Source organism: Pseudomonas mendocina, from assembly GCF_003008615.1.
Classification (GTDB): domain Bacteria; phylum Pseudomonadota; class Gammaproteobacteria; order Pseudomonadales; family Pseudomonadaceae; genus Aquipseudomonas; species Aquipseudomonas mendocina_C.
Genome location: NZ_CP027657.1, coordinates 164,496 through 189,063, shown reverse-complemented (window position 1 = coordinate 189,063; position 24,568 = coordinate 164,496). Strand labels below are relative to the sequence as shown.

The following is a 24,568-nucleotide window of genomic DNA, read 5'->3' as shown; positions in this document are numbered from 1 at the left end:
CCTTGGCCTTTGGCCGATAATCCCTGTTCGTTTCTTATTCGGCTGTCGGGAGTCCCATGGATCAATTTCGCAATGTCGGCATCATCGGGCGCCTGGGCAGCACGCGGGTGTTGGAGACCGTTCGCCGGCTCAAGCGCTTTCTCATTGACCGTCATCTGCATGTGATCCTTGAAGACACTATCGCTGAGGTATTACCCGGCCACGGTTTGCAGACTTCCTCGCGCAAGATGCTGGGCGAAGTGTGCGATCTGGTGATCGTCGTCGGGGGTGACGGCAGCATGCTCGGCGCCGCGCGCGCGCTGGCGCGGCACAAGGTGCCGGTGCTGGGGATCAACCGCGGTAGCCTCGGTTTTCTCACCGACATTCGTCCTGACGAGCTGGAGCTCAAGGTGGCGCAGGTGCTGGAAGGCCAGTACCTGACCGAAAACCGCTTCCTACTCGAGGCTGAGGTACGCCGCCAGGGCGAAGCCATCGGCCAGGGCGACGCGCTCAACGACGTGGTGCTGCACCCGGGCAAGTCGACGCGGATGATCGAGTTCGAGCTGTATATCGATGGTCAGTTCGTCTGTAGCCAGAAGGCCGATGGCCTGATCGTCGCCACACCCACCGGTTCGACTGCCTACGCCTTGTCTGCCGGCGGGCCGATCATGCATCCCAAGCTCGATGCTATCGTCGTGGTGCCAATGTACCCGCATACCCTGTCCAGCCGGCCCATCGTGGTCGATGGCAACAGTGAGCTGAAGATCGTCGTGTCGCAGGATCTGCAGATTTATCCGCAGGTGTCCTGCGATGGCCAGAACCACTTCACCTGCGCCCCGGGTGACACCCTGCACGTGGCCAAGAAGGCGCAGAAACTGCGGTTGATCCATCCGCTGGATCACAATTACTACGAGGTCTGTCGTACCAAACTGGGCTGGGGGAGCCGCCTCGGAGGGCACGACTGAATGTCCCTCGACCCCCGTCGTGGCTATGACCTGATCGGTGATATCCACGGTTGTGCGCGCACGCTCGAACGTTTGCTCGAACGTCTTGGCTACAGCCGGCAAAGTGGTGTGTGGCGCCATCCTTCGCGCATGGTGATCTTCCTCGGCGACCTGGTCGACCGTGGCCCCGGCATTCGCGAAACCTTGCACCTGGTGCACGATATGGTTCGCGCAGGCCAGGCGCTGTGCATCATGGGCAACCACGAATTCAATGCGCTGGGCTGGAGTACACCGGCGTCACCGGGTAGTGGTCGTCATTATGTGCGTGAGCACAGCCCGCGCCACCACCGCCTGATGCGTGAAACCCTGGCGCAGTTCGAGGCGTATCCACAGGAGTGGCGCGAGTTTCTCCACTGGTTCTACGAAATGCCGTTGTTCATCGATGCCGGACGCTTCCGCGTTGTCCACGCCTGCTGGGATGACGAACTGATCACGCCGCTCAAGGCGCAATTCCCCGATGGCTGCATCGACGAGCACTTTCTTCAGTCGGCAGCCGTGCCCGGCAGCTTCGCCAACATGGCGCTGGATCGTTTGTTGCGTGGTACCGACATGCGTCTGCCGCATGGCCTGACCCAGACCAGCGGTGACGGCTTTACTCGTTCGTACTTTCGCACCAAATTCTGGGAAGAGAATCCGCAGACCTACGGCGACATCGTGTTCCAACCCGATGCCCTGCCGGAGCTGGCCGCACAGACGCCGCTGACCGAGCTGCAGAAGGACGAGCTGCTGCGCTATGGCGCCCACGAGCCGTTGTTGTTCGTCGGCCATTACTGGCGGCGTGGTAAGCCGGCACCGATTCGTCCGAATCTGGCCTGCCTGGATTACAGTGCGGTGATTGGCGGCAGGTTGGTGGCCTATCGTCTGGATCAGGAGCATCGTTTGGACGCAAACAAATTCGTCTGGGTCGATGTCGACCCGCAGGAGGCGCCACGATGACGGCTGTTGCTGTACTACGTTTGCCGCTTGAGACCGATCTGAGTGGTTTCGTCGCCTTGCTGCAACGGTTGCGTGTTCCTCATCGGGTGGCTGAGGAAGGGGGCGAGCAAGTGCTCTGGGTGCCTGGCGAGGAGCTTGCTGAACAGGTGCGGGAGCTCTATGCGCGTCACCCGCAGGGCGACGCCGGCGGAGAGTTGCCGGCAAGCGTTGCGCCTGCGCGGGACAGCTTCTTCACGCAGCTGCGGCGCAGCCCGGTCACGGCGTTGGTACTGCTGGCGACTTTCATCGTCTTTGCGGTGACCCTGGCCGGCGAGAATTTTTCCACCATTCGCTGGCTGAGCTTCGTTGATTTTCGAATCGATGGCGAGCACATCTATTTGACTTATCTGGATGCCACGCTCGAAAGCGGCCAGTGGTGGCGCCTGATCACGCCCATGCTGATCCACTTCGGCTGGCTGCACCTGGCAATGAACAGCTTGTGGTACTGGGAACTGGGGCGGCGTATCGAATTTCGCCAGGGCGCCATTGGTCTGCTCGGTCTGACCCTGCTGTTCGGGCTGGCGTCGAACTTCGCCCAATACTGGTGGGCTGGCCCGTCGTTGTTCGGTGGCCTGTCCGGCGTGCTTTATGGCCTGCTTGGGCATTGCTGGATCTACCAGCGCCTGGCGCCCAACCCGGCCTATCGCTTGCCGCCTGGCGTGCTGGTGATGATGCTGGCCTGGCTGGCGATCTGCATGACTGGCGTGTTCGAGCTGTTGCAGTTCGGCGCCATCGCCAATGCCGCGCACGTGGGTGGTCTGTTGGTCGGCTGCCTGACCGGGCTGCTTGGCGGTATGCTGGCCCGACGTAGCGTTTGATTCGACTTTAGTGTTTCGGCGGGTTTCACCCGCCCTACGATTTACCTGGAGACCTGTATGTCGTCCTTTCTCGATGCGATTGAAAACATCACCCCGGAAATCTACGAGAGCCTCAAGCTGGCCGTGGAAATCGGCAAGTGGCCCGATGGCCGCAAGCTGACCCAGGAACAGAAGGAGCTGAGCCTGCAGGCGATGATCGCCTGGGAAGTGCAGAACCTGCCGGAGGAAGAGCGCACCGGCTACATGGGGCCGCAGGAATGCAGCAGCAAATCCGAGCCGGTGCCCAACCTGCTGTTCAAATCCTCGGATACCCTGCACTGATGAGTGAGTTGGGACGTGGCTCGCTGAGCAAAATGAAGGCGCGCCTGGATGCGCCAGTGCAATACGCCTTCCGCCTGGGCGAGGAAGAGGTGCCGGTCAACCCGCTGGTGGGTAAGCACCTGCGCCTGGAATACCTCGGCGCGATCCATTGCACGCACTGCGGGCGCAAGACCAAGACCAGCTTCAGCCAGGGCTACTGCTACCCCTGCATGCAGAAGCTGGCGCAATGCGATGTCTGCATCATGAGCCCGGAACGCTGCCATTATGATCAAGGCACCTGCCGTGAGCCGAGCTGGGGCGAGCAGTTCTGCATGACCGACCATATCGTCTACCTGGCCAATTCCAGTGGCGTGAAGGTCGGCATCACCCGTGCCAGCCAGGTGCCGACGCGCTGGATCGACCAGGGCGCGACTCAGTCGCTGCCCATCCTGCGCGTGGCTACCCGGCAGCAGTCCGGCTTCGTCGAGGATTTGCTGCGTACGCGCGTGGCGGACAAGACCAATTGGCGCGCGCTGCTCAAGGGCGATGCTGAGCCGGTCGACCTGATCGCGATTCGCGAGCAACTGTTCGACAGCTGTGGTGCGGGCATTGCTGAGCTGCAGCAGCGTTTCGGCCTGCAGGCCATCCAGCCGCTTTCCGCTGCCGAAGTGCTGGAAATCCGCTATCCCATCGAAGCCTATCCGGCCAAGATCACCAGCTTCAATCTGGACAAGCAGCCGCTGGCCGAAGGTACCCTGCTCGGTATCAAGGGCCAGTACCTGATGTTCGACACCGGTGTGATCAATATTCGCAAGTACACCGCTTACCAGTTGGCCGTCCACGAGATCGCCGCCTGACACCCGATGCCACCGGCGCACCACGCGCCGCAGACGAGAGGCCAAGCGCCATGCGCACCGAGCAATCCAAGACCATCTACCTCAAGGACTATCAGGTTCCCGACTACCTGATCGACGAAACCCACCTGACCTTCGAGCTGTTCGAGGATCACAGCCTGGTGCACGCGCAGCTGGTCATGCGTCGCAATCCCGAAGCGGGCGCCGGTCTGCCCAAGCTCGTGCTCGATGGCCAGCAACTGGAGCTGCTGGAGCTGAAGCTCGACGACCGCGAGCTGAGCGCAGGCGATTACACACTGACCGACAGCCACCTGACCCTGCAGCCGACCCAGGAGCGCTTCGTGGTCGACAGCAGCGTGCGCATCCACCCGGAGAGCAATACCGCGCTGGAAGGCCTGTACAAGTCCAGCGGCATGTTCTGCACCCAGTGCGAGGCCGAGGGTTTCCGCAAGATCACCTTCTACCTCGACCGCCCGGACGTGATGAGCAAATTCACCACCACGGTCAGCGCCGAGCAGCATGCCTACCCGGTGCTGCTGTCCAATGGCAACCCGATTGCCAGCGGCAGCGAGGAGGGCGGTCGTCATTGGGCGACCTGGGAAGACCCGTTCAAGAAGCCGGCCTACCTGTTCGCCCTGGTCGCCGGTGATCTCTGGTGCGTCGAGGACAGCTTCACCACCATGAGCAATCGCGAAGTGGCGCTGCGCATCTATGTCGAGCCGGAGAACATCGACAAGGTGCAGCACGCCATGGACAGCCTCAAGCGCTCGATGAAGTGGGACGAGGAGGTCTACGGCCGCGAGTACGACCTGGACATCTTCATGATCGTCGCGGTCAACGACTTCAATATGGGCGCCATGGAGAACAAGGGGCTCAATATCTTCAACTCCAGCTGCGTGCTGGCCAAGGCCGAAACCGCCACCGATGCCGCGCACCAGCGCGTCGAGGCTGTGGTGGCGCACGAGTATTTCCACAACTGGTCGGGCAACCGCGTGACCTGCCGCGACTGGTTCCAGCTGTCGCTCAAGGAAGGCTTCACCGTGTTCCGCGACAGCGAGTTCTCCGCCGACACTCACTCGCGCACCGTCAAGCGCATCGAGGATGTGGCCTACCTGCGCACCCACCAGTTCGCCGAGGACGCCGGCCCTATGGCCCACCCGGTGCGCCCGGATGCGTACATGGAAATCTCCAACTTCTACACCCTGACCATCTACGAGAAGGGTGCCGAAGTGCTGCGCATGATCCATACGCTGCTTGGCCCGGAGCTGTTTCGCAAGGGCTCGGATCTGTACTTCGAGCGCCACGATGGCCAGGCCGTGACCTGCGACGATTTCGTCAAGGCCATGGAAGATGCCAGTGGCATCGACCTGACCCAGTTCAAGCGTTGGTACACCCAGGCCGGCACGCCGCGCCTGGCGGTCAGCGAAGCTTATGATGCCGCTGCGCAGACCTACAGCCTGACCTTCCGCCAGAGCTGCCCGGCCACGCCAGGGCAGAGCGAGAAGCTGCCGTTCGTGATTCCGGTGGCGCTCGGCCTGCTCGATGCTCAGGGCAATGAGCTGCCGCTGCGCCTGCAAGGCGAGAGCGATGCGCAAGGTACCAGTCGCGTACTGTCGGTCACCGAAACCGAGCAGACCTTCACCTTCGAAGGCATCGCCGCACAACCGCTGCCCTCCTTGCTGCGCGGCTTCAGCGCGCCGGTCAAGCTGAGCTTCCCCTACAGCCGCGATCAGCTGATGTTCCTCATGCAGCACGACAGCGACGGCTTCAACCGCTGGGAGGCTGGCCAGCAGTTGTCCGTGCAGGTGTTGCAGGAGTTGATCGGCCAGTACCAGCGGGGTGAGGAAATGGTGCTCGATCAGCGTCTGGTCGAGGCGCTGCGCACCCTGCTCGAAGACGAGTCGCTGGATCAGGCGATGGTCGCCGAGATGCTGTCGCTGCCAGGCGAGGCGTATCTGACCGAGATCAGCGAAGAGGCCGATGTCGAGGCCATCCACGAGGCGCGCGAGTTCGCCCGCCTGCAACTGGCTGATGCGCTCTATGCACCGCTACTCAAGCGTTATCAGGCCAACCGCGAAATCTCCAAGACCACGTCATACGTGGCTGAGGCTGCGCACTTCGCTCGGCGCAGCCTGCAGAACATCGCCCTGTCGTACCTGATGCTCAGCGAGCAACCTGAAGTGCTGGCCGCCTGCGTCGAGCAGTTCGACAGCGCCGACAACATGACCGAGCGCCTGACTGCGCTGGCGGTGCTGGTGAACTCGCCGTTCGAGGCCGAGCGCAGCCAGGCACTGGCGTCCTTCGCCGAGTTCTTCAAGGACAACGCGCTGGTCATGGATCAGTGGTTCAGCGTGCAGGCATCCAGCACCCTGCCGGGCGGTCTGGCGCGCGTGCAGGCGCTGATGCAGCACGAAGCCTTCACGTTGAAGAACCCGAACAAGGTACGCGCTCTGATCGGGGCCTTCGCCAACCAGAACCTGATCAACTTCCATCAGGCGGACGGTTCGGGCTATTGCTTCCTTGCCGACCAGGTGATCACCCTCAATGCCCTCAACCCGCAGATCGCCTCGCGTCTGCTGGCGCCGCTGACCCGCTGGCGCAAGTACGCGCCGGCTCGCCAGGCACTGATGAAGGGTGAGCTGGAGCGCATCCTCGCTTCCGGTGAGCTGTCCAGCGATGTCTATGAAGTGGTGAGCAAGAGCCTGGCCTAAGGCGGGTTTTGCTGTACAAAAAGTGTTACCCGTCTCTGATGGGTAACACTTTTTTGTTACCCAATGGAATGTGTATGCGATCTCTTATTCGTTTGCACACTAAAGTTAGGGCATCACGACTTGACAGTTGATCAGTCGTCGCCGTGCCACGAGGCTGCAAGCCCCGTGGTGAGTGGCATAAAGCGTCGGATCGTAGGACAAAGTGCGCCAGATTTTCCGTGAATTGCTGACGTATTGGTCAGTGGCTGATCAGTCACGAAAAGAAACTGGCCAAAGGCTCTTGCAAGCGTGTTTGCGCTGATACACCCGTTTGAATTGGCACCATGGTTGCAACGCCGTGTTGGATTTGACCGCGCGTGATGGCGCTTTGGTCGTTCAACCTTTTTGCAGTACTTACAAAAAACAAGCCGTCGCCAGTACGGCATATCGCGACCCGGTTACGGGATCGCTCAAAAGAATGATCTGTCCACGGAGTGAGTCTCGATGGAAATTAAGTCCCGCAAGCCCGTTCTACGTTTTGCCCCGGCCAAGGCCGGCTTTGCGTTCGCTGGTGTTCTGCCATTGCTGGTCGCCGCCCAGGCTCAAGCGGTGGAGTTCAGCTTCGCCGATAACGAAGTTACCGGCTCCATCGACACCACCCTTTCCTATGGCCAGTTGTGGCGTGTTCAGGGGCAGGACAAGACCAATAACGATATCAATACCAACGACGGCAACCGTAACTTCGATACCGGCTTGGTTTCCGAAGTCTTCAAGATCACCTCGGATCTTGAGGTCTCCTATCAGAACTACGGCGTGTTCGTTCGGGGTACCGCTTTCTATGACACCCAGATCATGGACAAGCGCAACGATTACTATGACGCCAATACACCGGCCCAGCCGAGCCAGAGCTATCCGCGCGATAACACCTTCACCCGTGAAACCCGCCACAAGGCCGGCCGTGATGCGCAGATTCTCGACGCCTATGTCTATGGCAACTGGGATATCGCCGACATGCCGGTTTCCGGCCGCTTCGGTAAGCAGGTATTCAACTGGGGCGAGGGTCTGTTCTATCGCGGTGGTGTGAACACCACCAACCCGGTCGATGCTGCCAAGTTCCGCCTGCCTGGTTCGGAAGTTAAGGAAGTGTTGGTACCGGTCGAAGCTTTGAGTTTCAACATCGGCCTGACTGACAATTTATCGATGGAGGCCTTCTATCAGTTCAACTGGAAAGAGTCCGCAATCGATCCGGTAGGTACTTATTTCTCGGAGACGGATCTGTTTGCAGACGGTGGGCACACTGCATATAACCAGAGTGGTGCTCTGGCTGGTGCTCTTACGCCAAACCCTCTGCTCGGAGGTCTTTCTCTTTATCAAGCCTCTGTCTTGAACCCTGCTTATGGTTTGAACGGCAGCTCGTTTGCTACTCCTGACGCTTTCAAGGTCGCGTCGATCAAGAATGACCTCAATGCTAAGAATGATGGACAGTTTGGCGTGGCATTCCGCTATATCGCGGAGGAGTTGAACTCGACCGAGTTTGGCTTCTACTTCGTTAACTACCACGCTAAAGAGCCTGCGATTTATGCTCAGCTTGACGACGCTTATGGCGGTATGACTGCAGGGCAGTTCGGCGCTCTGGTTGGTAGTGCACCTGTTCAGGGGGCAGCGTTGCAGGCTGCTGCTGCAGCAGGCGTTGCAGGTAACCCTGCTGCTGTGGCTGCCATTGCTCAGCAAATTGCCGGTGGTCTGGTCTCGGTAGACCTGGCTGATCAGATTCAGGCAAGCCGGCAATACGCCGAAGATGTCCGGATGATGGGGCTTAGCTTCAACACTACCGTAGGAAACGCCTCGGTGTTCGGTGAGTTCTCCTATCGCCCTAATTTGCCGATTGGTATCGCCACCACCAACGACCTCTTGGGGCAGGTCCTCCAGCAAGCACCGCAGATCGCGCTGGGACAACAGGTGCAAGTGGGTGGGCAGACAGTAAGTCTTGATAATCGTCGCTTGAGCAACTACGAGCGTGTAGAGGCTTTCAATACGTCCATCGGCACTATCTACAACTTCGGACCATCTTTGGGCTTTGACTCCCTGTTTGGTGTTGCCGAACTTGGTTCTGAGCATATTCGTGGTAGCAGCCTGAAATACACAGACTTCCAAGGTAATGTGCGTTATTACTCTGGTCGTGCGAATGGCTCCTACATTTCCGGCTACGGCCGCGACGACCAGATCAACAAGAACGCCTACGGTTACACCCTGGTGCTCTCGGGCACCTGGAACGACGTCTACGCCGGCGTGAACCTGTCGCCGTTCGCCGTGTTCAAGCACGACTTCGAAGGCAACTCGCACCAGACCGGCAACTTCATCGAAGGTCGCAAGGCATACACCGTTGGTATGCGCGCCAGCTACCTGAACAGCCTGGAAGCCGAGATTCAGTACACCGAGTTCTACGGCGCAGGCCAGAACAACGGTGCGCGTGATCGCGACAACATTGGCCTGAACGTCAAGTACTCCTTCTGATACCTATAACCAGAAACATGCCGGGTGCTTTGGGGCGCTCGGCAATACTCTTCACGGAGAATTACCCATGCTGAACAAGCACAGGCTGATGGCTGTAGCCATTGCACTGGCGTTTTCCGCCGGCTCCGCACTGGCTGCCGTTTCCCCGCAGGAAGCTGCCAAGCTCGGCGACACCCTGACTCCTTTCGGCGCCGAGAAGGCCGGCAACGCTGCCGGTACCATTCCCGCCTGGACCGGCGGCATCACTCAGGCTCCGGCCGGTTACACCCGCTCGGGCCAGCACCACGTCAATCCGTTTCCGGACGACAAGCCGCTGTTTACCATCACTGCGGCCAATCTGAGCCAGTACGAGGCCAATCTGACTCCGGGTCAGATCGCCATGTTCAAGGCTTACCCGGAAACCTATCAGATGCCGGTGTACCAGACCCGTCGTTCCGGCTCCGCGCCGCAATGGGTCTATGACAACACCATCAAGAACGCCACCACTGCCAAGCTGGTCGACGGCGGTAACGGCTTTTCCGATGCCTATGGCGGTATCCCCTTCCCGATTCCGCAAAACGGTGTCGAGGCGCTGTGGAACCACGTCGCCCGCTACCGTGGTACCTACATCGTGCGTCGCGCCTCGGAAGTAGCAGTGCAGCGCAATGGCGCCTACTCGCTGGTCACCTCGCAGCAGGAAGCACTGTTCAAGTACTACCTGCAGAACGGCTCCTTCGCCGATCTGAACAACATCATGTTCTACTACCTGTCCTTCACCACCAGCCCGGCGCGCCTGGCCGGTGGCGCGGTACTGGTTCACGAGACGCTGGATCAGGTCAAGGAACCCCGTCAGGCCTGGGGCTATAACGCTGGTCAGCGTCGCGTGCGTCGTGCGCCGAACCTGGCTTACGACACCCCGATCGCTGCTGCTGATGGTCTGCGCACTGCCGACGACACCGACATGTTCAACGGTGCCCCGGATCGCTACGACTGGAAACTGGTCGGCAAGAAGGAAATCTACATCCCGTACAACAACTACAAGGTCACCAGCCCTGACGTTAAGTACAAGGATCTGCTGCAGGTCGGTCACCTCAATCCGGCGCTGACCCGTAACGAGCTGCACCGCGTATGGGTTGTCGAGGGCACGCTGAAGTCCGGCGCTCGCCACATCTACTCCAAGCGTACCCTGTTCCTCGATGAGGACAGCTGGCAGGCTGCGGTAGTGGATCAGTACGACGGCCGTGGTGAGCTGTGGCGTGTGTCCATCGCCTACCTGAAGAACTACTACGACCTGCCGACCACCTGGTCCGCGCTCGATGTGTTCCATGACCTGCAGGCGCGTCGTTACCACGTGCAGAACCTGGACAACGAAGAGAGCAACACCATCGACTTCACCCAGGCCACTCCGGACGACGGTTATTTCAAACCAGCTGCCCTGCGTCGCCGTGGTACTCGATAATAGTCGTGTAGTCTCACGTGAAGGCCGCTACAGTAGTAGCGGCCTTTTCGTATCAGCCCGGCGAATAGGCTGTAATAAAGCGGTTCGACCTTACAAAACATAACGTCGCGCTGATTGTCAGGGCTTTCCGAAGCTCGCTAGGATGAGTGGCCTGGTAAGAGTCTATTCACGAGTTCGCGAGCTAGAGCAATGCAAGGCAAAAACAAGCGAGAAAGCAGAGTGTACTTTTGTACATGAGCATGACTCGCTTCGCTCGCCCCTTCGGGGCCGCACTGAAGTGCGTTGGCCGCAAGCGGCCTACCGAGCTTGGTTTTAACGCAGCAGGGCCGACGCGCAGCAGATCGTGAACAGGCTCTAAAAGCAGTACCGCCTATAACAAGAAAGGGGGAAGGTATATGAGTGAGCCCGTCATGCGGCGCACCCAGTCCGGTCTGGCGTCGATTCTGGCGCGTAAACCGGCGCTCCGTGTCCATTCGCCGCTGGCTAAAGCGCTCTCGCTGTGCAGTGTGCTTTCCGTTCTGGTTCTTGCCGCCGCGCCCGTGCAGGCCGAAACCTCGGCTGCCGCAGAGGCTGGTTATTCCATCGAATCGCCCAAGGCGGTTCACAGCTTGTTGCTCGACGTCGTCAACACGGGTCAACGTCTGGTCGTTGCCGGTGACCGTGGCCACATTCTCTATTCCAATGATCAGGGACAGACCTGGGTGCAGGCCAAGGTGCCGACCCGGCAGATGCTCACCTCCCTGTTCTTCCTCGATGCGCAGCGTGGTTGGGCTGTCGGCCATGATGCCGTGATTCTCGCTACCACCGACGGTGGCGAAACCTGGGTCAAGCAGTTCGACGACCTCGAGCGTGAAGCCCCTCTGCTGGATGTCTGGTTCAAGGATGCCGATCACGGCTTTGCCGTCGGGGCTTACGGTGCGTTGCTGGAAACTATCGACGGCGGCAAGACCTGGGACGACGTCAGCGATCGCCTCGATAACGAAGATGCCTATCACCTCAACGGCATCGCTGCGGTCAAGGACAGCGGTCTGTTCATCGTTGGCGAGATGGGCGTCATGTTCCGTTCCGCCGATTGGGGCGAGAGCTGGGAGAAGATCGAAGAGCAGCCTTACGAGGGGTCACTGTTTGGTGTGATCGGTACCGATCAGAGCGGCGTCCTGCTGGCTTATGGTCTGCGTGGTCATCTGTTCCGCTCCAGCGACTTCGGTAACAGCTGGCAGCAAATTCGACTCGAGAACCCCGGTAACGGCCCACTGGAATTTGGTCTGTCTGGCGCGGTGTTGCTGGGCGACGGTTCCATCGTGGTGGTCGGGCACGGTGGCACGGTACTGAAGAGTGAGGACGGTGGACGCAGCTTCAGCCTGTTCAATCGTCCGGATCGTCTGTCCCTGGCAGCGGTAGCTGCAGGCGACAAGGGTCAACTGGTTCTGGTTGGGCAGGGCGGTGTTCGCCTGGCTACACCGACTGGCGCCATGCCGACCGCACAATAATAAGGGGTAGTCTTCGATGACCGATCATCACCAGGACAAGGCGAGCTTTCTTGAGCGCCTGATCTTCAACAATCGGCCGGCGGTCATTCTGCTCTGCCTGCTGACCACCATCTTTCTGCTCTATCAGGCCACTCAGGTTCGCCCCTCGACCAGCTTCGAGAAGATGATCCCGCTGTCGCATCCGTTCATCGAGAAGATGATGGAGCACCGCAATGACCTGGCCAACCTCGGCAACACCGTGCGTATCTCGGTAGAGGCCAAGGACGGCGACATCTTCGCCAAGGAGTACATGGAAACGCTGCGGCAGATCCATGACGAGGTCTTCTACATCAATGGCGTCGACCGTTCCAACCTGAAGTCGCTGTGGAGTCCGAGCGTACGCTGGACCGAAGTGACCGAAGAAGGTTTCGCTGGCGGCGAAGTGATTCCGCAGACCTACGACGGCAGTGCGCAGAGCCTCGAAGAACTGCGCAGCAACGTGCTCAAGTCCGGGCAGATTGGCCGTCTGGTGGCGAACAACTTCAAGTCCAGCATCATCGACGTGCCGTTGCTGGAGTCCTATCCGGATCCTAACGATCAGGGCAAGCTGATCAAGCTGGATTACCAGAAGTTCTCCCACGAGCTGGAAGAGAAGATCCGCGACAAGTACCAGTTGGAAAATCCCAACGTACAGATCCACATCATCGGTTTCGCCAAGAAGGTGGGTGACCTGATCGATGGCCTGATCATGGTGGTGGGCTTCTTCGCCATCGTGCTGCTGATCACTTTCGTCCTGCTGTACTGGTTCAGCTGGTGTATCCGCAGCACCATCGGCGTGCTGGTCACCACCTTGATCGCGGTGGTCTGGCAGTTGGGCTTGATGCACCTGGCCGGCTTCGGTCTCGACCCGTACTCGATGCTGGTTCCGTTCCTGATCTTCGCCATCGGCGTGTCCCACGGCGTGCAGAAAATCAACGGGATCGCGCTGCAGTCCAGCGGCGCCGAGAACTCACTGATGGCGGCGCGACGCACCTTCCGTCAGTTGTTCCTGCCCGGCATGATCGCCATCCTGGCTGATGCCGTGGGCTTCATCGCGTTGCTGATCATCGATATCGGCGTGATCCACGAGCTGGCCATCGGTGCTTCCATCGGTGTGCTGGTGATCGTTTTCACCAACCTCATCCTGTTGCCTGTGGCGATCTCCTATCTGGGTATCAGCAAGAAGGCGATCGAGCGTAGCAAGAAGGATGAAGTGACCGAGAAGCCGATGTGGCGCCTGCTGTCCAAGGTCGCCCATCCCAATGTGGCGCCATTCATGGTGGTGCTGGGCCTGCTCGCTGGCGTCAGTTGCTTCTTCTACCAGAAGGCTCACCTGCAAGTTGGCGACCTCGATCAGGGGGCGCCGGAGCTGCGGCCGGACTCGCGCTATAACCTGGATAACGACTTCATCATCCAGAACTACTCGACCAGCTCCGACGTGCTGGTGGTGATGGTCAAGACGCCTGCCGAAGGGTGCTCCACCTACGAAGCCCTGTCCGCCATGGACGAGCTGATGTGGAAGATGGAGAACACCAAGGGCGTGCAGTCCGCCATTTCCATGGTCACGGTGTCCAAGCAGCTGATCAAGGGCATGAACGAGGGCAACCTGAAATGGGAAACCCTGTCGCGTAACCAGGACGTGCTGAACAACTCCATCGCCCGTGCTGACGGTCTGTACAACGCCGACTGCTCGCTGGCGCCGGTGTTGCTGTTCCTTGAGGATCACAAGGCCGAGACGCTCAAGCGTACCGTTGCGGCGGTGCAGGCGTTCGCTGACGAGCACAACCGCGATGGCCTGGAGTTCCTTCTGGCTGCCGGTAACGCAGGTATCGAGGCGGCGACCAACGAGGTGATCTCCACCTCCGAGCTGCTGATGCTGACGCTGGTCTACCTGTGGGTGGCGATCATGTGCCTGATCACCTTCCGCTCGATCCCGGCGATGATCTGCATCGTGCTGCCGCTGATCCTCACCTCGATTCTCGGCAATGCGCTGATGGCTTTCCTCGGCATCGGCATGAAGGTCGCGACCCTGCCGGTGATCGCACTCGGCGTGGGTATCGGTGTGGACTACGGCATCTACATCTACAGCCGCCTGGAGAGCTTCCTGCGCGCGGGTCTGCCGTTGCAAGAAGCCTACTACCAGACGCTCAAGTCGACCGGTAAGGCGGTGCTGTTCACCGGCCTGTGCCTGGCTATCGGCGTGGCGACCTGGATGTTCTCTGCGATCAAGTTCCAGGCCGATATGGGCCTGATGCTGACCTTCATGTTCATCGTCAACATGTTCGGTGCCATGCTGCTGCTGCCGGCACTGGCGCGCTTCCTGATCAAGCCCGAGAAGCTGGTGGGCAAGAAGGGTGGTTCGCTGCTGGCTCACTAAGGCAGTGTTTAACGAAAACCGCGGCCCTTGGGCCGCGGTTTTTTCGTTATGGCCCTAGGGAAGGGCGCGCTCGGTACGCTTATCGAAGCGTGTCTACATTCACGTAGGGTGCGCCGTGCGCACCGCTGATATTGCTGTCCTTGAGGCGATTCGTCGCCTGGAGAAATCTTGTCAGTGGTGAGGGGGGGCCGATGTGCCGGAGTCGGGGGCCGGTGCGCGCGGCGCACCGTACCACGCGTGGCTGCGATCATCCGTGGGGTGCGCCATGCGCACCGCCGATTGCGGCGCTGGAGGCGATGCGTTTGCGCAGATCGTTGTCTGGAGACATTGCCCGTCAGTGCTCAGGGTCGATCCGATGTGCCGGAGCTGGTGCGCTCGGCGCACCCTACGACGTGTGGCTGCGATCATCCGTAGGGTGCGCCATGCGCACCGCGGATATCACTGTCAGCGTGGATAGAGCGGCGGCAAGGCGCTGCTTTCCTGCGGCGCGGCGCTCGGCTCCTGGCTGGCGGGCAGGCTGCGAATGGCTTTCCACAGTTCTTCGCCTTGCCAGAACTGGCCGCTTTCGCTGTAGAGGGCGCCGTTGAGACCATCGAGTGCATCCGACAAGGGCACGTAGCGCGCCGCCATGTCGGCCAGGGTTTCCGGTTGCTGGCGCGCCCAGGCGTCGAGGGCGTGGCGGGTGGCCTGGGCATCGCCGGCCAGGCAGGCACGTTTCAGATCGTCGAGCAGGGTACGCGGGCTCGGGCCGGTCTGCGCGGCGCGCTGGATCGCCGGTTGGCGACGGGCATGCCACCACAGGCCGAAGCCGATCAACGTGCTCAGACTCAGCAGGGCGCAGGCCAACTGCCAGGGCCACAACGCCGGCCCCTCGACCACCTGAGTGGTCACCATCGGCGTATTGGGTTGTTCGTCGTTCTGCAGTTGAGGATTCTCCGCAACCTGCAACGTGCGAGCTGACAGGGTGGTGCGCTCCAGGCTGTCGGTCTGGGTGTTCCACCACACCACCTCCAGCGGCGGCAGGTCGAAACTGCCGCTGCGATTCGGCACCAGCGCCTCACGCTCTTCACGTGTACCGATCATGCCGGTTTCGCTCTTCTGATCGCTCAGCTGCGGTTGATCCGGGTAGCGGCGCAGGCCGTCGACCTGAGTGGCCGGCAAGGGCGGTAGCTGGGCACTGGACAAGCCGTCGACCTTGAGGATCAGCCGGCGAGTCAGCGACTCACCGACCTGGCTCTGCTCCGGCTGCGGGTTCCAGGTTTCCGCCAGGCCCAACGCCCGTGCCGGTAGCCAGGGGGCGTCGGCCGGGTAACTGGCAGGCTTGGCTTTGACATGCAGCGGGATGTCCGGCGACTTGACCCGCGAGACCTTGCCGGCGCGCGGGCCGAAGGGCAGGAAGTCGTTGCCGCGCGAGCGGTCGACCAGGGTCGCGCTGAACATTTGCCCGGGGATGATCAATTCACCGCTGCGTTGTGGGTAGATGGCGTACTGCAGCTCGATGACGCCATGGCGCACGCCGCCGATATTCTTCTCGTAGGTGCGCGGCTCACCCAGTTGTTCGATGCGGGCATTGTTCATCTGCAGCGGCGTCAGGCTGCTGTCGTCATACATCGACACCGAATGATAGATGCGCAACGTCAGTACCGCCTGGGCCTGCACGTAGATACTGTCCTGATCGAGGCTGGCGTCGATGAATACCGGGGCCAATTGCTCGCCGCCGGCTGATTTGCTGCGTGCCTCGACGTGCAGGGTAATCGGCAGGGTTTCGGCGTCTTCCAGGCGGATCGGCGGGATCACCACGTCGCCGCTCTGGCGCGGTTGCAGGGTGAGAATCCAGCGGGTGCTGGCGCGCGGGGTGTCGCCAATGCTGCTCAGGCGGTTGACCTGACGGCTGCCGAGCACCTCGAAATGTTCATCCAGAGGGCTTAGATCCGGCCTGCCGAAACGGGTCGGGTCGGTCGACTCGAGGGTCAGCACCACGGTTTCGCCTTCACTCAGGCGGGTGCGGTCGACACTGGCGAAGAAGGCTTCGGCATGGGTCTGACCGGCCAGCAGAAGGAGGAGCATGAGCAAACGCTTCATCGGGATGATTCCTGACGCTGTTGCTGTTCGTACCAGAATTTTCGCCGCAGCAGCTCGGCGGGATCATCCGGGATCTGTCGCAACCATTGTTCCATTGCCTGGCGGCGTTCATCGGCTGAGCCCATGTCCGTATCCTGTGGCGATGGTTCGCCTGAATCGGTATCCGCCGTCTCTTCGCCGGGTTGCGTTTGCTCGGATGGGCTGGTGGCATTGTCTTCGGGGCTTTGCGGCTGATTGCTGTCAGCGCTGTCATCCGCACGTTTTGGTGTGGCGGGTTGGCTGGGCGCCGAGTCCGAGCTCTGGCCGGCAGGGGCTTCGCTGGGCTCTTCGTCGCCCTCATCCTGTGCTTGCGTCTGCGAGTTTTCGTCAGCGCTTTGCTGTTCCTGGCGACGACGCAGCGCTTCTTCGACCAGGGCGCGATTGTACTGTGCCGCTTCCAGTTCGGGTTGGCGCTCCAGCGCCTGGTCGTAGGCGTCCAGAGCCGCCTCCAGTTCGCCTGATTTGGCCAGTGCATTGCCGCGATTGTAGTGGTCGGCGGCGCTGTCGCCCTGGGCAAAACGCTCGGCCGCACCGGCATAGTCGCCGGACTCGAAGAGCGCTTTGCCTTGCCACTGCAGATCCTGGAAACGTTGCGCCGCTTCATCCGGGCGGCCGGCATCGAGCAGGCGCTGACCCTGCTGATCCGGGCGCAGCCAGAGGTCGTCGAAGGTAAAGGCATGGCTGGTCTGCGGCGGCAACATCAACAGTAGGGGCAGGCAGAACAGCCAGCCGCGTCGCCCGGCGCAGGCGGCGAGCAACAACAGTGGCAGCAACAGCCAGTAGCCTTGATCGATATGACTGTCGAGCAGGGTCGGCTCGGTGGCATCACGCAGGGCTGTAGGGCCGTCGAGCAGGCCCAGACGCTTGAGGTCTTCATCATCGAGGCGGATCGGCGTGTAACGGCCGTCATGCGCTTGCGCGACTTCGCGCAGGCCGCGTGCGTCCAGGCGGGGGATGAGGATGGCGCCACGTTCGTCCTTGAGAAAACTGCCATCTTCCTGCGCCACCGGTGCGCCTTCACGGCTGCCGACGCCTAGAATCAGCAGGGGCACCGAGCGTTTTTCCAGTGCCTTCTGAATACCGCTGCGCTCCTGTTCATCCAGGGCGCTGGTGATGAGCAGCAGGCGACCCTGGCCCAGTTGCGCCTGATCCAGCAGTTGCAGGGCGCGGCTGACGGCCAGGTCGGCGCGGCGGCCCGGCTCTGGCATCAGCGAGGGCTTCAGCGCTTCGAGCAGGTTGCGGCTGGTGGCCAGGTCATCCGACAGTGGCACCAGGCTGTGGGCGCTGCCGGCATAGACGATGATGGCGGTTTGCGCGTCGTTGCGTGCTTCGAGCAGGTCGAGCAGTTTGCGTCTGGCTTGCTCCAGGCGATTGGGCGCGCCATCGGTGGCGAGCATCTGCGGCGTCAGCTCCAGCAGCACCAGTAGCGGGTCGGCAGGCTTCTGGTTGCTCTGCTCGACACGCTGCCAGCTCGGGCCGAGCAATGCCACCACGGCCAGCAACCAGGCCAGGCCGAGCGCCAGCCAGGGCAGTTTGCTGGTGCGGCCATCGCCGCCCTTGAGCAATACCTGATGAAACGCTGCTGGCAGCAGCAGTTGCCAGCGTCCGCTCTGCCGCTCGCGGTGCCATAGGCGCCACAGCAACCAGGTAAGCAGTGGCAGCGCCAGCAGCCACAACGGGCGTAGCCATTCCGGCCAGAGCAGGCTCATGTGCGCCTCCGCAGGCGTTGTGGCAGGTCGGGCCAGAGTATCTGGCTGACCAGCAGCACCGAGCCGAGCAGCGCCAGTGCCAATGGCCAGGCATACAGCGCCTGTGCCGGGCGAGCGAGGGTGGGTTGCTGGGCGACGGGTTCCAGGCGATCCAGGCTGCGTTCGATCTGTTCCAACTCGGCCTGGTTGCGTGCGCGGAAATACTCGCCGCCAGTGGCGTCGGCAATCGCGCGTAGCGTCGGTTCGTCCAGGTCGAGGCCGCTGGTGAAACCCAGGGCGCCGAGTACGCCGCTTTGTTGCGGGTCGGCGCCGATACCGATGGTGTAGATACGCACGCCTTCGTCGGCTGCCAGCTGTGCCGCGAGCATCGGCTCGATTTCGCCGCCGTTGTTGGCACCATCGGTGATCAGCACCAGCACGCGGCTTTGCGTCGGCCGTTGGCGCAGACGTTTGACCGCCAGGCCGATGGCATCTCCGATGGCGGTGTTCTTGCCGGCGATGCCGATCAACGCCTCGTCCAGCCAGGTGCGCACGGTATGGCGGTCGAAGGTCAGCGGCGCCTGCAGGTAGGCCTGGCTGCCGAACAGGATCAGCCCGACGCGATCGCCACGGCGATCCTCGATGAAGTCACCGAGCAGGCGCTTGACCAGCTCCAGACGGCTGATCGGTTCGTCGTCCCATTGCATGTCGGCGTAATCCATCGAGCCGGAAACATCCACCGCCAGCAGCAGGTCGCGACCGCTGGCCGGTAGCGGCAAGGGTTCGCCGACCCACTGTGGCCGTGCCGCCGCGCACAGCAGCAACAGCCAGAGCAACGCCAGCGGTGCTTGCTGACGCCAGCTCGGCAACGCCGCACGCGCGCGGCGGCCGCTCATGCTCTGCAGCTCGTCGAGAAAGCCCACGCGCAGTGCGGCATCGCCACTGTCGGCTGGCGGCAGGAGCAGACGCAGCAGCCAGGGTAGCGGCGCCAGCAGGAATATCCAGGGCCAGGCGAACTCAAACATGCTTGCGAATCCAGGTGGCGACGGCCAGGTCGAGTTCGGTGATGGCCTTGTCGCTGAGGGTGCACTGCGGTTTGTAAGCGCCTTCGACGAGAATCATCCAGCGTGTCAGGCCTGCCGCCGGACAACGGTTGTCGAGAAAGGCCAGCCAGGCGCGGCTGCTCAGGATGTGGCTGCCCGCGTCCGGATAGCGTTCGCGGCACAGGCGCTTGAGCAGGGAGTTGAGCTGTTGCAGCCAGGGGCCAGCGGCCTGGCCATCGTAGGGTTTGCGCAACTGAGCCAGTTCGTCCAGTGCGGCCTGGCGCAGGGGATCGAGTGCCTGTTCGCGAACGACCTGGCGCGGCCTGTTGCGCCAGCGCTTTAACAGGTGCCAGAGTCCCCAGCCGAGCAGCGGCAAGAGCACGGCCAGCAACCACCAGCCAGGAGCGGGTGGCCACCAATGCACTGGCGCAGGGTCGATCAGCGGCTGCAGCTGCTCGAGTGGATTCATGGCGCCTTCCTCGGGCGTAGCGCGCTGAGTTGTTCCTGCAGTTGCTCGACCAGTTCGAACTGGGTGCTCAGCGGCAGTAGCGGGACGCCGAGTTTTTGCGCCAGACGTTGCCAGCGTTGTTCGCGCGTTTGCGCCTGCTCCCGGTAGCGCTGACGCAGGTCGCCGTTGTGGCTGTCCAGTTCCAGCTGGGCATCGTTCTGGGTGAAACGCAGCAGGCCGGCGGCGGGCAGGGCGTGATCGAGCGGGTCGGACAGCGGCAATAGCAGCAGGTCGGTATGACGGGCGAGCAGGGTCAACTGCTGCTCGGCGTTATCGCTCAGCGCACGTTCGTCGCACAGTACCACCACCAGACTGCCAGGACGCAGCACTTCACGAGCGCGGCGCAAGGCCAGGCCGAAGGCATCGCGCACCCCGCCAGGCTGTGGCTCCGGCTGCAAGGCCTGATTGGCGCGTGCCAGCAGATTGAGCAGTTGCAGCAGGCTCTGCTTGCTGCGCCGTGGTTTGACTTCGTGATGCTCGTTGTCGGCGAATACCAGGCCACCGATACGGTCGTTGTGGCCCAGCGCGGCCCAGGCGACCAGTGCTGCCGCTTGCGCTGCCAATACCGATTTGAAGCACAGGCTGGAGCCGAAGAACAGGCGCTGGCTCTGTTCGGCGATGATGAAGATCGGTCGTTCGCGCTCTTCGTGGAACAGCTTGGTGTGCGGCTCCTGGGTGCGTGCGGTGACGCGCCAGTCGATGGTGCGCACATCGTCACCGGCCTGGTAGACGCGCACCTGATCGAAGTCCACGCCACGCCCACGCAGGCGTGAGTGGTGCAGGCCGATCAGCGGGCTGCGTCGCGCCGGCGTGGAGAACAGCGGCACTTCATGCACCTTGTGGCGCATGTCGATCAGCTCGCCGAGGGTGACGTGGATGCCGGGTTGGCTGGCTGGGGTTTGCATGGACATCAGCATGTAGCCCGGATGCAATCCGGGAAGCAGGGTGAACCAGCCCCGGATTGCATCCGGGCTACGGGAGGGGATTGTGCTGCGAGCAGCTGCATCAGGCCACCGCCACCACATCGAGGATGCGCTGGATCACGCGATCCTGATCCACCCCCGAGGCTTCGGCTTCGAACGAGAGAATGATGCGGTGGCGCAGCACGTCGAACAGCACCGCCTGGATGTCTTCGGGGCTGACGAAGTCGCGTCCGGCCAGCCAGGCGTGGGCGCGAGCGCAGCGATCCAGGGAGATCGAGCCACGCGGGCTGGCGCCGTAGGCGATCCAGTCGGCCAGCTCGGTGTCGAACTTGGCCGGGGTGCGGCTGGCCATCACCAGTTGCACCAGATACTCCTCCACGGCATCGGCCATGTACAGGCCGAGGATTTCCTTGCGCGCGGCGAAGATCGCCTGCTGGCTGACCCGGTGTTCGGGCTTCGCTTCGCCATTGAGCGCATCACCACGGGCCTGGGCGAGAATCTTGCGTTCCACGGCTGCATCGGGAAAACCGATCTTCACGTGCATCAGGAAACGGTCGAGCTGGGCTTCCGGCAACGGGTAGGTGCCTTCCTGCTCGATGGGGTTCTGCGTGGCCATGACCAGAAACAGCGGCGACAGTTCGTAGGTGCTACGGCCTACCGATACCTGGCGCTCGGCCATGGCTTCGAGCAATGCCGACTGCACCTTGGCTGGCGCGCGGTTGATCTCGTCGGCCAGCACCAGGTTGTGGAAGATCGGCCCCTGCTGGAACACGAAGCTGCCGGTTTCCGGGCGGTAGATCTCGGTGCCGGTGATGTCCGCAGGCAGCAGATCGGGAGTGAACTGGATGCGGTGGAACTCGCCCTCGATACCTTCGGCCAGCTCCTTGATCGCCTTGGTCTTGGCCAGGCCGGGCGCACCTTCGACCAGCAGGTGGCCGTCGGCTAGCAGGGCGACCAGCAGGCGGTCGATGAGCTTGTCCTGGCCGAGAATCTGGCTGGAAAGGAATTGTCGCAGGGCGACTAGCGCGTCACGGTGTTCCATCGTCGGGCTCTTCTGGGCAATGGGCGAGCGCTGTTTTCAGCCTCGCGTGCAGACCGCCGACTTTAATGCATTTGCGGCTTCAGCCGCTATGCATCGCGTGCGCGTTATGACTGGCCTCTCAACAGATGTAGGGTGGGTGTAACCCGCCGCTTGACGGTGGCGGGTTGCACCCGCCCTACGCAGTAGACCGGTTATTGCCACTGTTTCAGCAGTTCGCGTTGCTGGTGTTGAGCGCTGTCCTGGGTGCTGGGTGTCAGGCGTACCTTCTGTCCGGGCAGGCACTGGGCCAAGCGGGCAACGGCTTGAGGCGTCAACGCACCGAGGCGCGGATAACCACCGATGGTCTGCCGGTCGTTGAGTAGGATGATCGGCTGGCCATCGGGCGGAACCTGCACCGCGCCCAGGGGAATGCCTTCGGAGATCATCGAGCCACGGTTGCATTGCAACTGCGGGCCATTCAGGCGAATGCCCATGCGGTCGGCGCGAGTGTCGATCAGCCAGTCGCAGTTGAACGCGTCGAACAGGCTCTGTCCGCTGAAGTCGCCGATCTGCGCGCCCAGTACCAGTGGCAGGCGAGGGCAGGACGAGTAGTGTGGAATCTGTTCCCGAGGGACTTCTCGCACGGACTCGGTGGTGCCGGCCCAGCTCAGTTCGTCGCCGTTGGCCAGGGCCTGGCCGTCGCCGTGCAGGCCACCGAGGCCTTCGCGCAGCATGCTGGCGCAACTGCCGAGTACCTCCGGTGCCAGGAAACCTCCGGGGGCGGCAAGGTAGGCACGGGCGCCCTGGCGTGGCTGGGCGAACGTCAGGCGCTGGCCGGCACGCACGCGGAAACTGCGCCAGGGCTGCAGGCTCTGTTCATCCAGGCGCGCGCTCAGGTCGGCACCTGCCAGCGCCAGCGTGGCGCCGCGAGTGCATTCGAATTCGCCATTGCCGAGGGTGATTTCCACCACGGCGGCGGTCAGTGGATTACCCAGCAGCCAGTTGGCCCAGTACTGCGCGATCCAGTCCAGCGCGCCGCTCTGGGTCACGCCCAGGTGGCGTACGCCAAAACGGCCGGCATCCTGCAGTTGGATGAAAGGGCTGCTACGCACGATGCGCAGCCCATTGCAGGTCTGGGTCATTGCACGGTCTCCAGAGGGCTGTCGTCGCCGCCCAGGCGGATGAATTCGGCACGTTCGACCGGTACGAAACGTACCCGGTCGCCCGGTTGCAGCAGGCTGTAGCCTTCGATGTCATCGCCGAAGAGTTTCACCGGGGTGCGCCCCAGCAGGTTCCAGCCGCCAGGGGAGGTCACCGGGTAGGCTGCGGTCTGGCGTTCGGCAATGCCAACGCTGCCCGGCGCGATGCGTTTACGCGGGGTGCTCAGGCGCGGCGTGGCGAGTAGCTCTTCGACCAACCCCATGAAGGCGAAACCCGGGGCGAAGCCCAGGGCGAAGACCTGATACGCGTGGTCACTATGGCGAGTGATCACCTCGGCTTCGCTGAGGCCGGTGCGTTCGGCCAGCAGGGCCAGCTCCGGTCCGACGCTGCGGTCGTACCAGGTGGGCAGGCAGTGTTCGCGGCCACTGCCGGTGACGGCAGGTTGCAGGCCTTCGAAGGCCTGGGCCACCAGGGCGCGAACCTGCTGTGCGTCGAGCAGGGTGAGGTCGTAATGCAGCAGCAGCGTGGTGTAGGAGGGCACCAGGTCGATCAGTGCCGCGCCGAAGACTTCCTTCAGGCGCAGACTGGCGGCCAGCATCCAGGGCATGTTGTCTTCGTCGATCTGCTCGAACAGACGCAGGATCAGGCTATCGATGCCGGCGACTTCGAGCCGTGGGGTGGGTGCTTTCATGCCTGATCCAGCGTATCGAATGCCTGGCGGATACGTTTGACCGCGGCGACCGAGCTGGCGTTGTCGCCATGCACGCACAAGGTCTGAGCCCGCAGCAACAGGGCGCTGCCATCGCTGGCGACCAGGGTCTCGCCACGTGCCAGGGTCACGGCCTGGTCGACGATGATTTCGCTGTCGTGGTGCACCGCTGCGGGCAGTTTGCGGCTGACCAGAAAACCCTCGGCGTCGTAGGCGCGGTCGGCGAAGGCCTCGAACCACAGCGTCAGGCCGTACTCGTCGCCCAGCGTCTGGAACTGGCTGTTGTCGCGGGTGCACATCAGCATCAGCGGCAGGTGGCGGTTGTACTTGGCCACGGCGCTCATCACCGCACGCAGCGTGGCGGGCTTGCGCATCATGTCCTGATACAGCGCGCCGTGCGGTTTGACGTAGCTGACGTGGCTGTCCTGGCTACGGCAGATGCCTTCCAGTGCACCGATCTGATAGAGCATCAGGTCTTCGACTTCCTGCGGCGTGCAGTCCATCGAACGGCGACCGAAACCGACCAGATCCTGATACGCGGTGTGCGCGCCGATGCGCACGCCATGTTCGACCGCCAGGGCCACGGTCTTGCGCATGGTGCCGGGGTCGGAGGCATGGAAACCGCAGGCGATGTTGGCGCAATCGATGAAGGGCATGACCTCGGCGTCCATGCCCATGGTCCAGGCGCCGAAGCTTTCGCCGATGTCGCAATTCAGAAGCAGGCTATTCAAGGGAGCATCCTAATCGTGGCTTGCATGTGGAGGACGTCTAGTGGACAGCGCGCAGGCTGTTCTAATGGTTGTCGTTCATTTTTCAGAGTGCCGCCTGAGGCGTCCAACTAATAAAAACATCCGCCCGAGATAGGAAAAGCTGATGGTGGCGGGTATCGGATTTTCTGATCGGACGACCCCGTTTTTTCCCGTTGGACAGTGTCGCC

Annotated in this window: 19 protein-coding genes; 10 read left to right on the top strand and 9 right to left on the bottom strand. The window is 62.0% G+C overall.

The genetic code is table 11. The features are described from left to right. The first annotated feature begins 56 nt into the window (after positions 1–56). From C7A17_RS00945 to C7A17_RS00900, 10 genes are all read left to right on the top strand, one after another. Positions 57–944, top strand: coding sequence for an NAD(+) kinase (locus C7A17_RS00945; RefSeq protein ID WP_106736245.1), 888 nt, complete (start codon positions 57–59; stop codon positions 942–944). Then, positions 945–1,919 (top strand): metallophosphoesterase, encoded by a 975-nt coding sequence (locus tag C7A17_RS00940; RefSeq protein WP_106736244.1) that lies wholly within the window; start codon positions 945–947, stop codon positions 1,917–1,919. Beyond that, the gene (locus C7A17_RS00935) at positions 1,916–2,776 is read left to right on the top strand and encodes a rhomboid family intramembrane serine protease (RefSeq protein WP_106736243.1); all 861 of its coding nucleotides are present in this window, start codon (positions 1,916–1,918) and stop codon (positions 2,774–2,776) included. Before C7A17_RS00940 ends, C7A17_RS00935 begins: the two co-directional genes overlap by 4 nt. Before the next feature lie 57 nt (positions 2,777–2,833). Further along, positions 2,834–3,097, top strand: a complete 264-nt coding sequence (locus C7A17_RS00930) for a YeaC family protein (protein WP_074681470.1) — start codon at positions 2,834–2,836, stop codon at positions 3,095–3,097. Then, positions 3,097–3,933 carry a DUF2797 domain-containing protein gene (locus C7A17_RS00925; RefSeq protein ID WP_106736242.1) on the top strand — a complete coding sequence of 279 codons (837 nt, stop codon included), beginning with the start codon at positions 3,097–3,099 and terminating at the stop codon, positions 3,931–3,933. The genes C7A17_RS00930 and C7A17_RS00925 overlap by 1 nt, the downstream gene beginning before the upstream one ends. Positions 3,934–3,983: 50 nt before the next feature. Further along, the gene (gene pepN / locus C7A17_RS00920; RefSeq protein WP_106736241.1) at positions 3,984–6,641 is read left to right on the top strand and encodes an aminopeptidase N; all 2,658 of its coding nucleotides are present in this window, start codon (positions 3,984–3,986) and stop codon (positions 6,639–6,641) included. Positions 6,642–7,124: 483 nt separating this feature from the next. After that, positions 7,125–9,134, top strand: a complete 2,010-nt coding sequence (locus C7A17_RS00915; RefSeq protein ID WP_106736240.1) for a DUF1302 domain-containing protein — start codon at positions 7,125–7,127, stop codon at positions 9,132–9,134. Between the two features lie 67 nt (positions 9,135–9,201). Further along, a complete protein-coding gene (locus C7A17_RS00910) occupies positions 9,202–10,572 on the top strand; it encodes a DUF1329 domain-containing protein (protein ID WP_106736239.1) in 1,371 nt (456 codons plus the stop codon). A 410-nt stretch (positions 10,573–10,982) separates the two neighbouring features. Then, complete coding sequence (locus C7A17_RS00905; RefSeq protein WP_106736238.1) at positions 10,983–12,062, top strand: WD40/YVTN/BNR-like repeat-containing protein; 1,080 nt, start codon at positions 10,983–10,985, stop codon at positions 12,060–12,062. A gap of 16 nt (positions 12,063–12,078) precedes the next feature. Further along, complete coding sequence (locus tag C7A17_RS00900; RefSeq protein WP_106736237.1) at positions 12,079–14,457, top strand: efflux RND transporter permease subunit; 2,379 nt, start codon at positions 12,079–12,081, stop codon at positions 14,455–14,457. A gap of 444 nt (positions 14,458–14,901) precedes the next feature. Here the strand turns inward: C7A17_RS00900 and C7A17_RS00895 are convergent, their stop codons facing one another. The 9 genes from C7A17_RS00895 to C7A17_RS00855 all read right to left on the bottom strand — a co-directional run bounded on the left by C7A17_RS00895 (position 14,902) and on the right by C7A17_RS00855 (position 24,362). Then, positions 14,902–16,539, bottom strand: coding sequence for a BatD family protein (locus C7A17_RS00895; protein ID WP_106736236.1), 1,638 nt, complete (start codon positions 16,537–16,539; stop codon positions 14,902–14,904). Beyond that, entirely contained in the window at positions 16,536–18,287 is a 1,752-nt protein-coding gene (locus C7A17_RS00890; RefSeq protein ID WP_106736235.1) for a VWA domain-containing protein, read from the bottom strand. Before C7A17_RS00890 ends, C7A17_RS00895 begins: the two co-directional genes overlap by 4 nt. Further along, positions 18,284–19,291 (bottom strand): vWA domain-containing protein, encoded by a 1,008-nt coding sequence (locus C7A17_RS00885; RefSeq protein WP_106736234.1) that lies wholly within the window; start codon positions 19,289–19,291, stop codon positions 18,284–18,286. Before C7A17_RS00885 ends, C7A17_RS00890 begins: the two co-directional genes overlap by 4 nt. Continuing rightward, on the bottom strand, positions 19,284–19,778 hold the full coding sequence (locus tag C7A17_RS00880) for a DUF4381 domain-containing protein (RefSeq protein ID WP_106736233.1): 495 nt from the start codon (positions 19,776–19,778) through the stop codon (positions 19,284–19,286). Before C7A17_RS00880 ends, C7A17_RS00885 begins: the two co-directional genes overlap by 8 nt. Further along, a complete protein-coding gene (locus C7A17_RS00875) occupies positions 19,775–20,722 on the bottom strand; it encodes a DUF58 domain-containing protein (protein ID WP_106742659.1) in 948 nt (315 codons plus the stop codon). Before C7A17_RS00875 ends, C7A17_RS00880 begins: the two co-directional genes overlap by 4 nt. A gap of 100 nt (positions 20,723–20,822) precedes the next feature. After that, the gene (locus tag C7A17_RS00870) at positions 20,823–21,782 is read right to left on the bottom strand and encodes an AAA family ATPase (protein ID WP_106736232.1); all 960 of its coding nucleotides are present in this window, start codon (positions 21,780–21,782) and stop codon (positions 20,823–20,825) included. Between the two features lie 191 nt (positions 21,783–21,973). After that, a complete protein-coding gene (locus C7A17_RS00865; protein WP_106736231.1) occupies positions 21,974–22,903 on the bottom strand; it encodes a 5-oxoprolinase subunit C family protein in 930 nt (309 codons plus the stop codon). Then, positions 22,900–23,613: a 5-oxoprolinase subunit B family protein gene (locus tag C7A17_RS00860; RefSeq protein WP_106736230.1), complete on the bottom strand. Its 714-nt coding sequence runs from the start codon at positions 23,611–23,613 to the stop codon at positions 22,900–22,902. Before C7A17_RS00860 ends, C7A17_RS00865 begins: the two co-directional genes overlap by 4 nt. Continuing rightward, positions 23,610–24,362, bottom strand: coding sequence for a 5-oxoprolinase subunit PxpA (locus tag C7A17_RS00855; protein WP_106736229.1), 753 nt, complete (start codon positions 24,360–24,362; stop codon positions 23,610–23,612). Before C7A17_RS00855 ends, C7A17_RS00860 begins: the two co-directional genes overlap by 4 nt. Positions 24,363–24,568: the final 206 nt, after the last annotated feature.

Excerpts from the sequence above, each read along its gene's own strand:
- C7A17_RS00945 (WP_106736245.1), top strand. The coding sequence starts at position 57 with ATGGATCAATTTCGCAATGTCGGCATCATCGGGCGCCTGGGCAGCACG.
- C7A17_RS00940 (WP_106736244.1), top strand. The coding sequence starts at position 945 with ATGTCCCTCGACCCCCGTCGTGGCTATGACCTGATCGGTGATATCCAC.
- C7A17_RS00935 (WP_106736243.1), top strand. The coding sequence starts at position 1,916 with ATGACGGCTGTTGCTGTACTACGTTTGCCGCTTGAGACCGATCTGAGT.
- C7A17_RS00930 (WP_074681470.1), top strand. The coding sequence starts at position 2,834 with ATGTCGTCCTTTCTCGATGCGATTGAAAACATCACCCCGGAAATCTAC.
- C7A17_RS00925 (WP_106736242.1), top strand. The coding sequence starts at position 3,097 with ATGAGTGAGTTGGGACGTGGCTCGCTGAGCAAAATGAAGGCGCGCCTG.
- pepN (WP_106736241.1), top strand. The coding sequence starts at position 3,984 with ATGCGCACCGAGCAATCCAAGACCATCTACCTCAAGGACTATCAGGTT.
- C7A17_RS00915 (WP_106736240.1), top strand. The coding sequence starts at position 7,125 with ATGGAAATTAAGTCCCGCAAGCCCGTTCTACGTTTTGCCCCGGCCAAG.
- C7A17_RS00910 (WP_106736239.1), top strand. The coding sequence starts at position 9,202 with ATGCTGAACAAGCACAGGCTGATGGCTGTAGCCATTGCACTGGCGTTT.
- C7A17_RS00905 (WP_106736238.1), top strand. The coding sequence starts at position 10,983 with ATGCGGCGCACCCAGTCCGGTCTGGCGTCGATTCTGGCGCGTAAACCG.
- C7A17_RS00900 (WP_106736237.1), top strand. The coding sequence starts at position 12,079 with ATGACCGATCATCACCAGGACAAGGCGAGCTTTCTTGAGCGCCTGATC.
- C7A17_RS00895 (WP_106736236.1), bottom strand. The coding sequence starts at position 16,539 with ATGAAGCGTTTGCTCATGCTCCTCCTTCTGCTGGCCGGTCAGACCCAT.
- C7A17_RS00890 (WP_106736235.1), bottom strand. The coding sequence starts at position 18,287 with ATGAGCCTGCTCTGGCCGGAATGGCTACGCCCGTTGTGGCTGCTGGCG.
- C7A17_RS00885 (WP_106736234.1), bottom strand. The coding sequence starts at position 19,291 with ATGTTTGAGTTCGCCTGGCCCTGGATATTCCTGCTGGCGCCGCTACCC.
- C7A17_RS00880 (WP_106736233.1), bottom strand. The coding sequence starts at position 19,778 with ATGAATCCACTCGAGCAGCTGCAGCCGCTGATCGACCCTGCGCCAGTG.
- C7A17_RS00875 (WP_106742659.1), bottom strand. The coding sequence starts at position 20,722 with ATGCAAACCCCAGCCAGCCAACCCGGCATCCACGTCACCCTCGGCGAG.
- C7A17_RS00870 (WP_106736232.1), bottom strand. The coding sequence starts at position 21,782 with ATGGAACACCGTGACGCGCTAGTCGCCCTGCGACAATTCCTTTCCAGC.
- C7A17_RS00865 (WP_106736231.1), bottom strand. The coding sequence starts at position 22,903 with ATGACCCAGACCTGCAATGGGCTGCGCATCGTGCGTAGCAGCCCTTTC.
- C7A17_RS00860 (WP_106736230.1), bottom strand. The coding sequence starts at position 23,613 with ATGAAAGCACCCACCCCACGGCTCGAAGTCGCCGGCATCGATAGCCTG.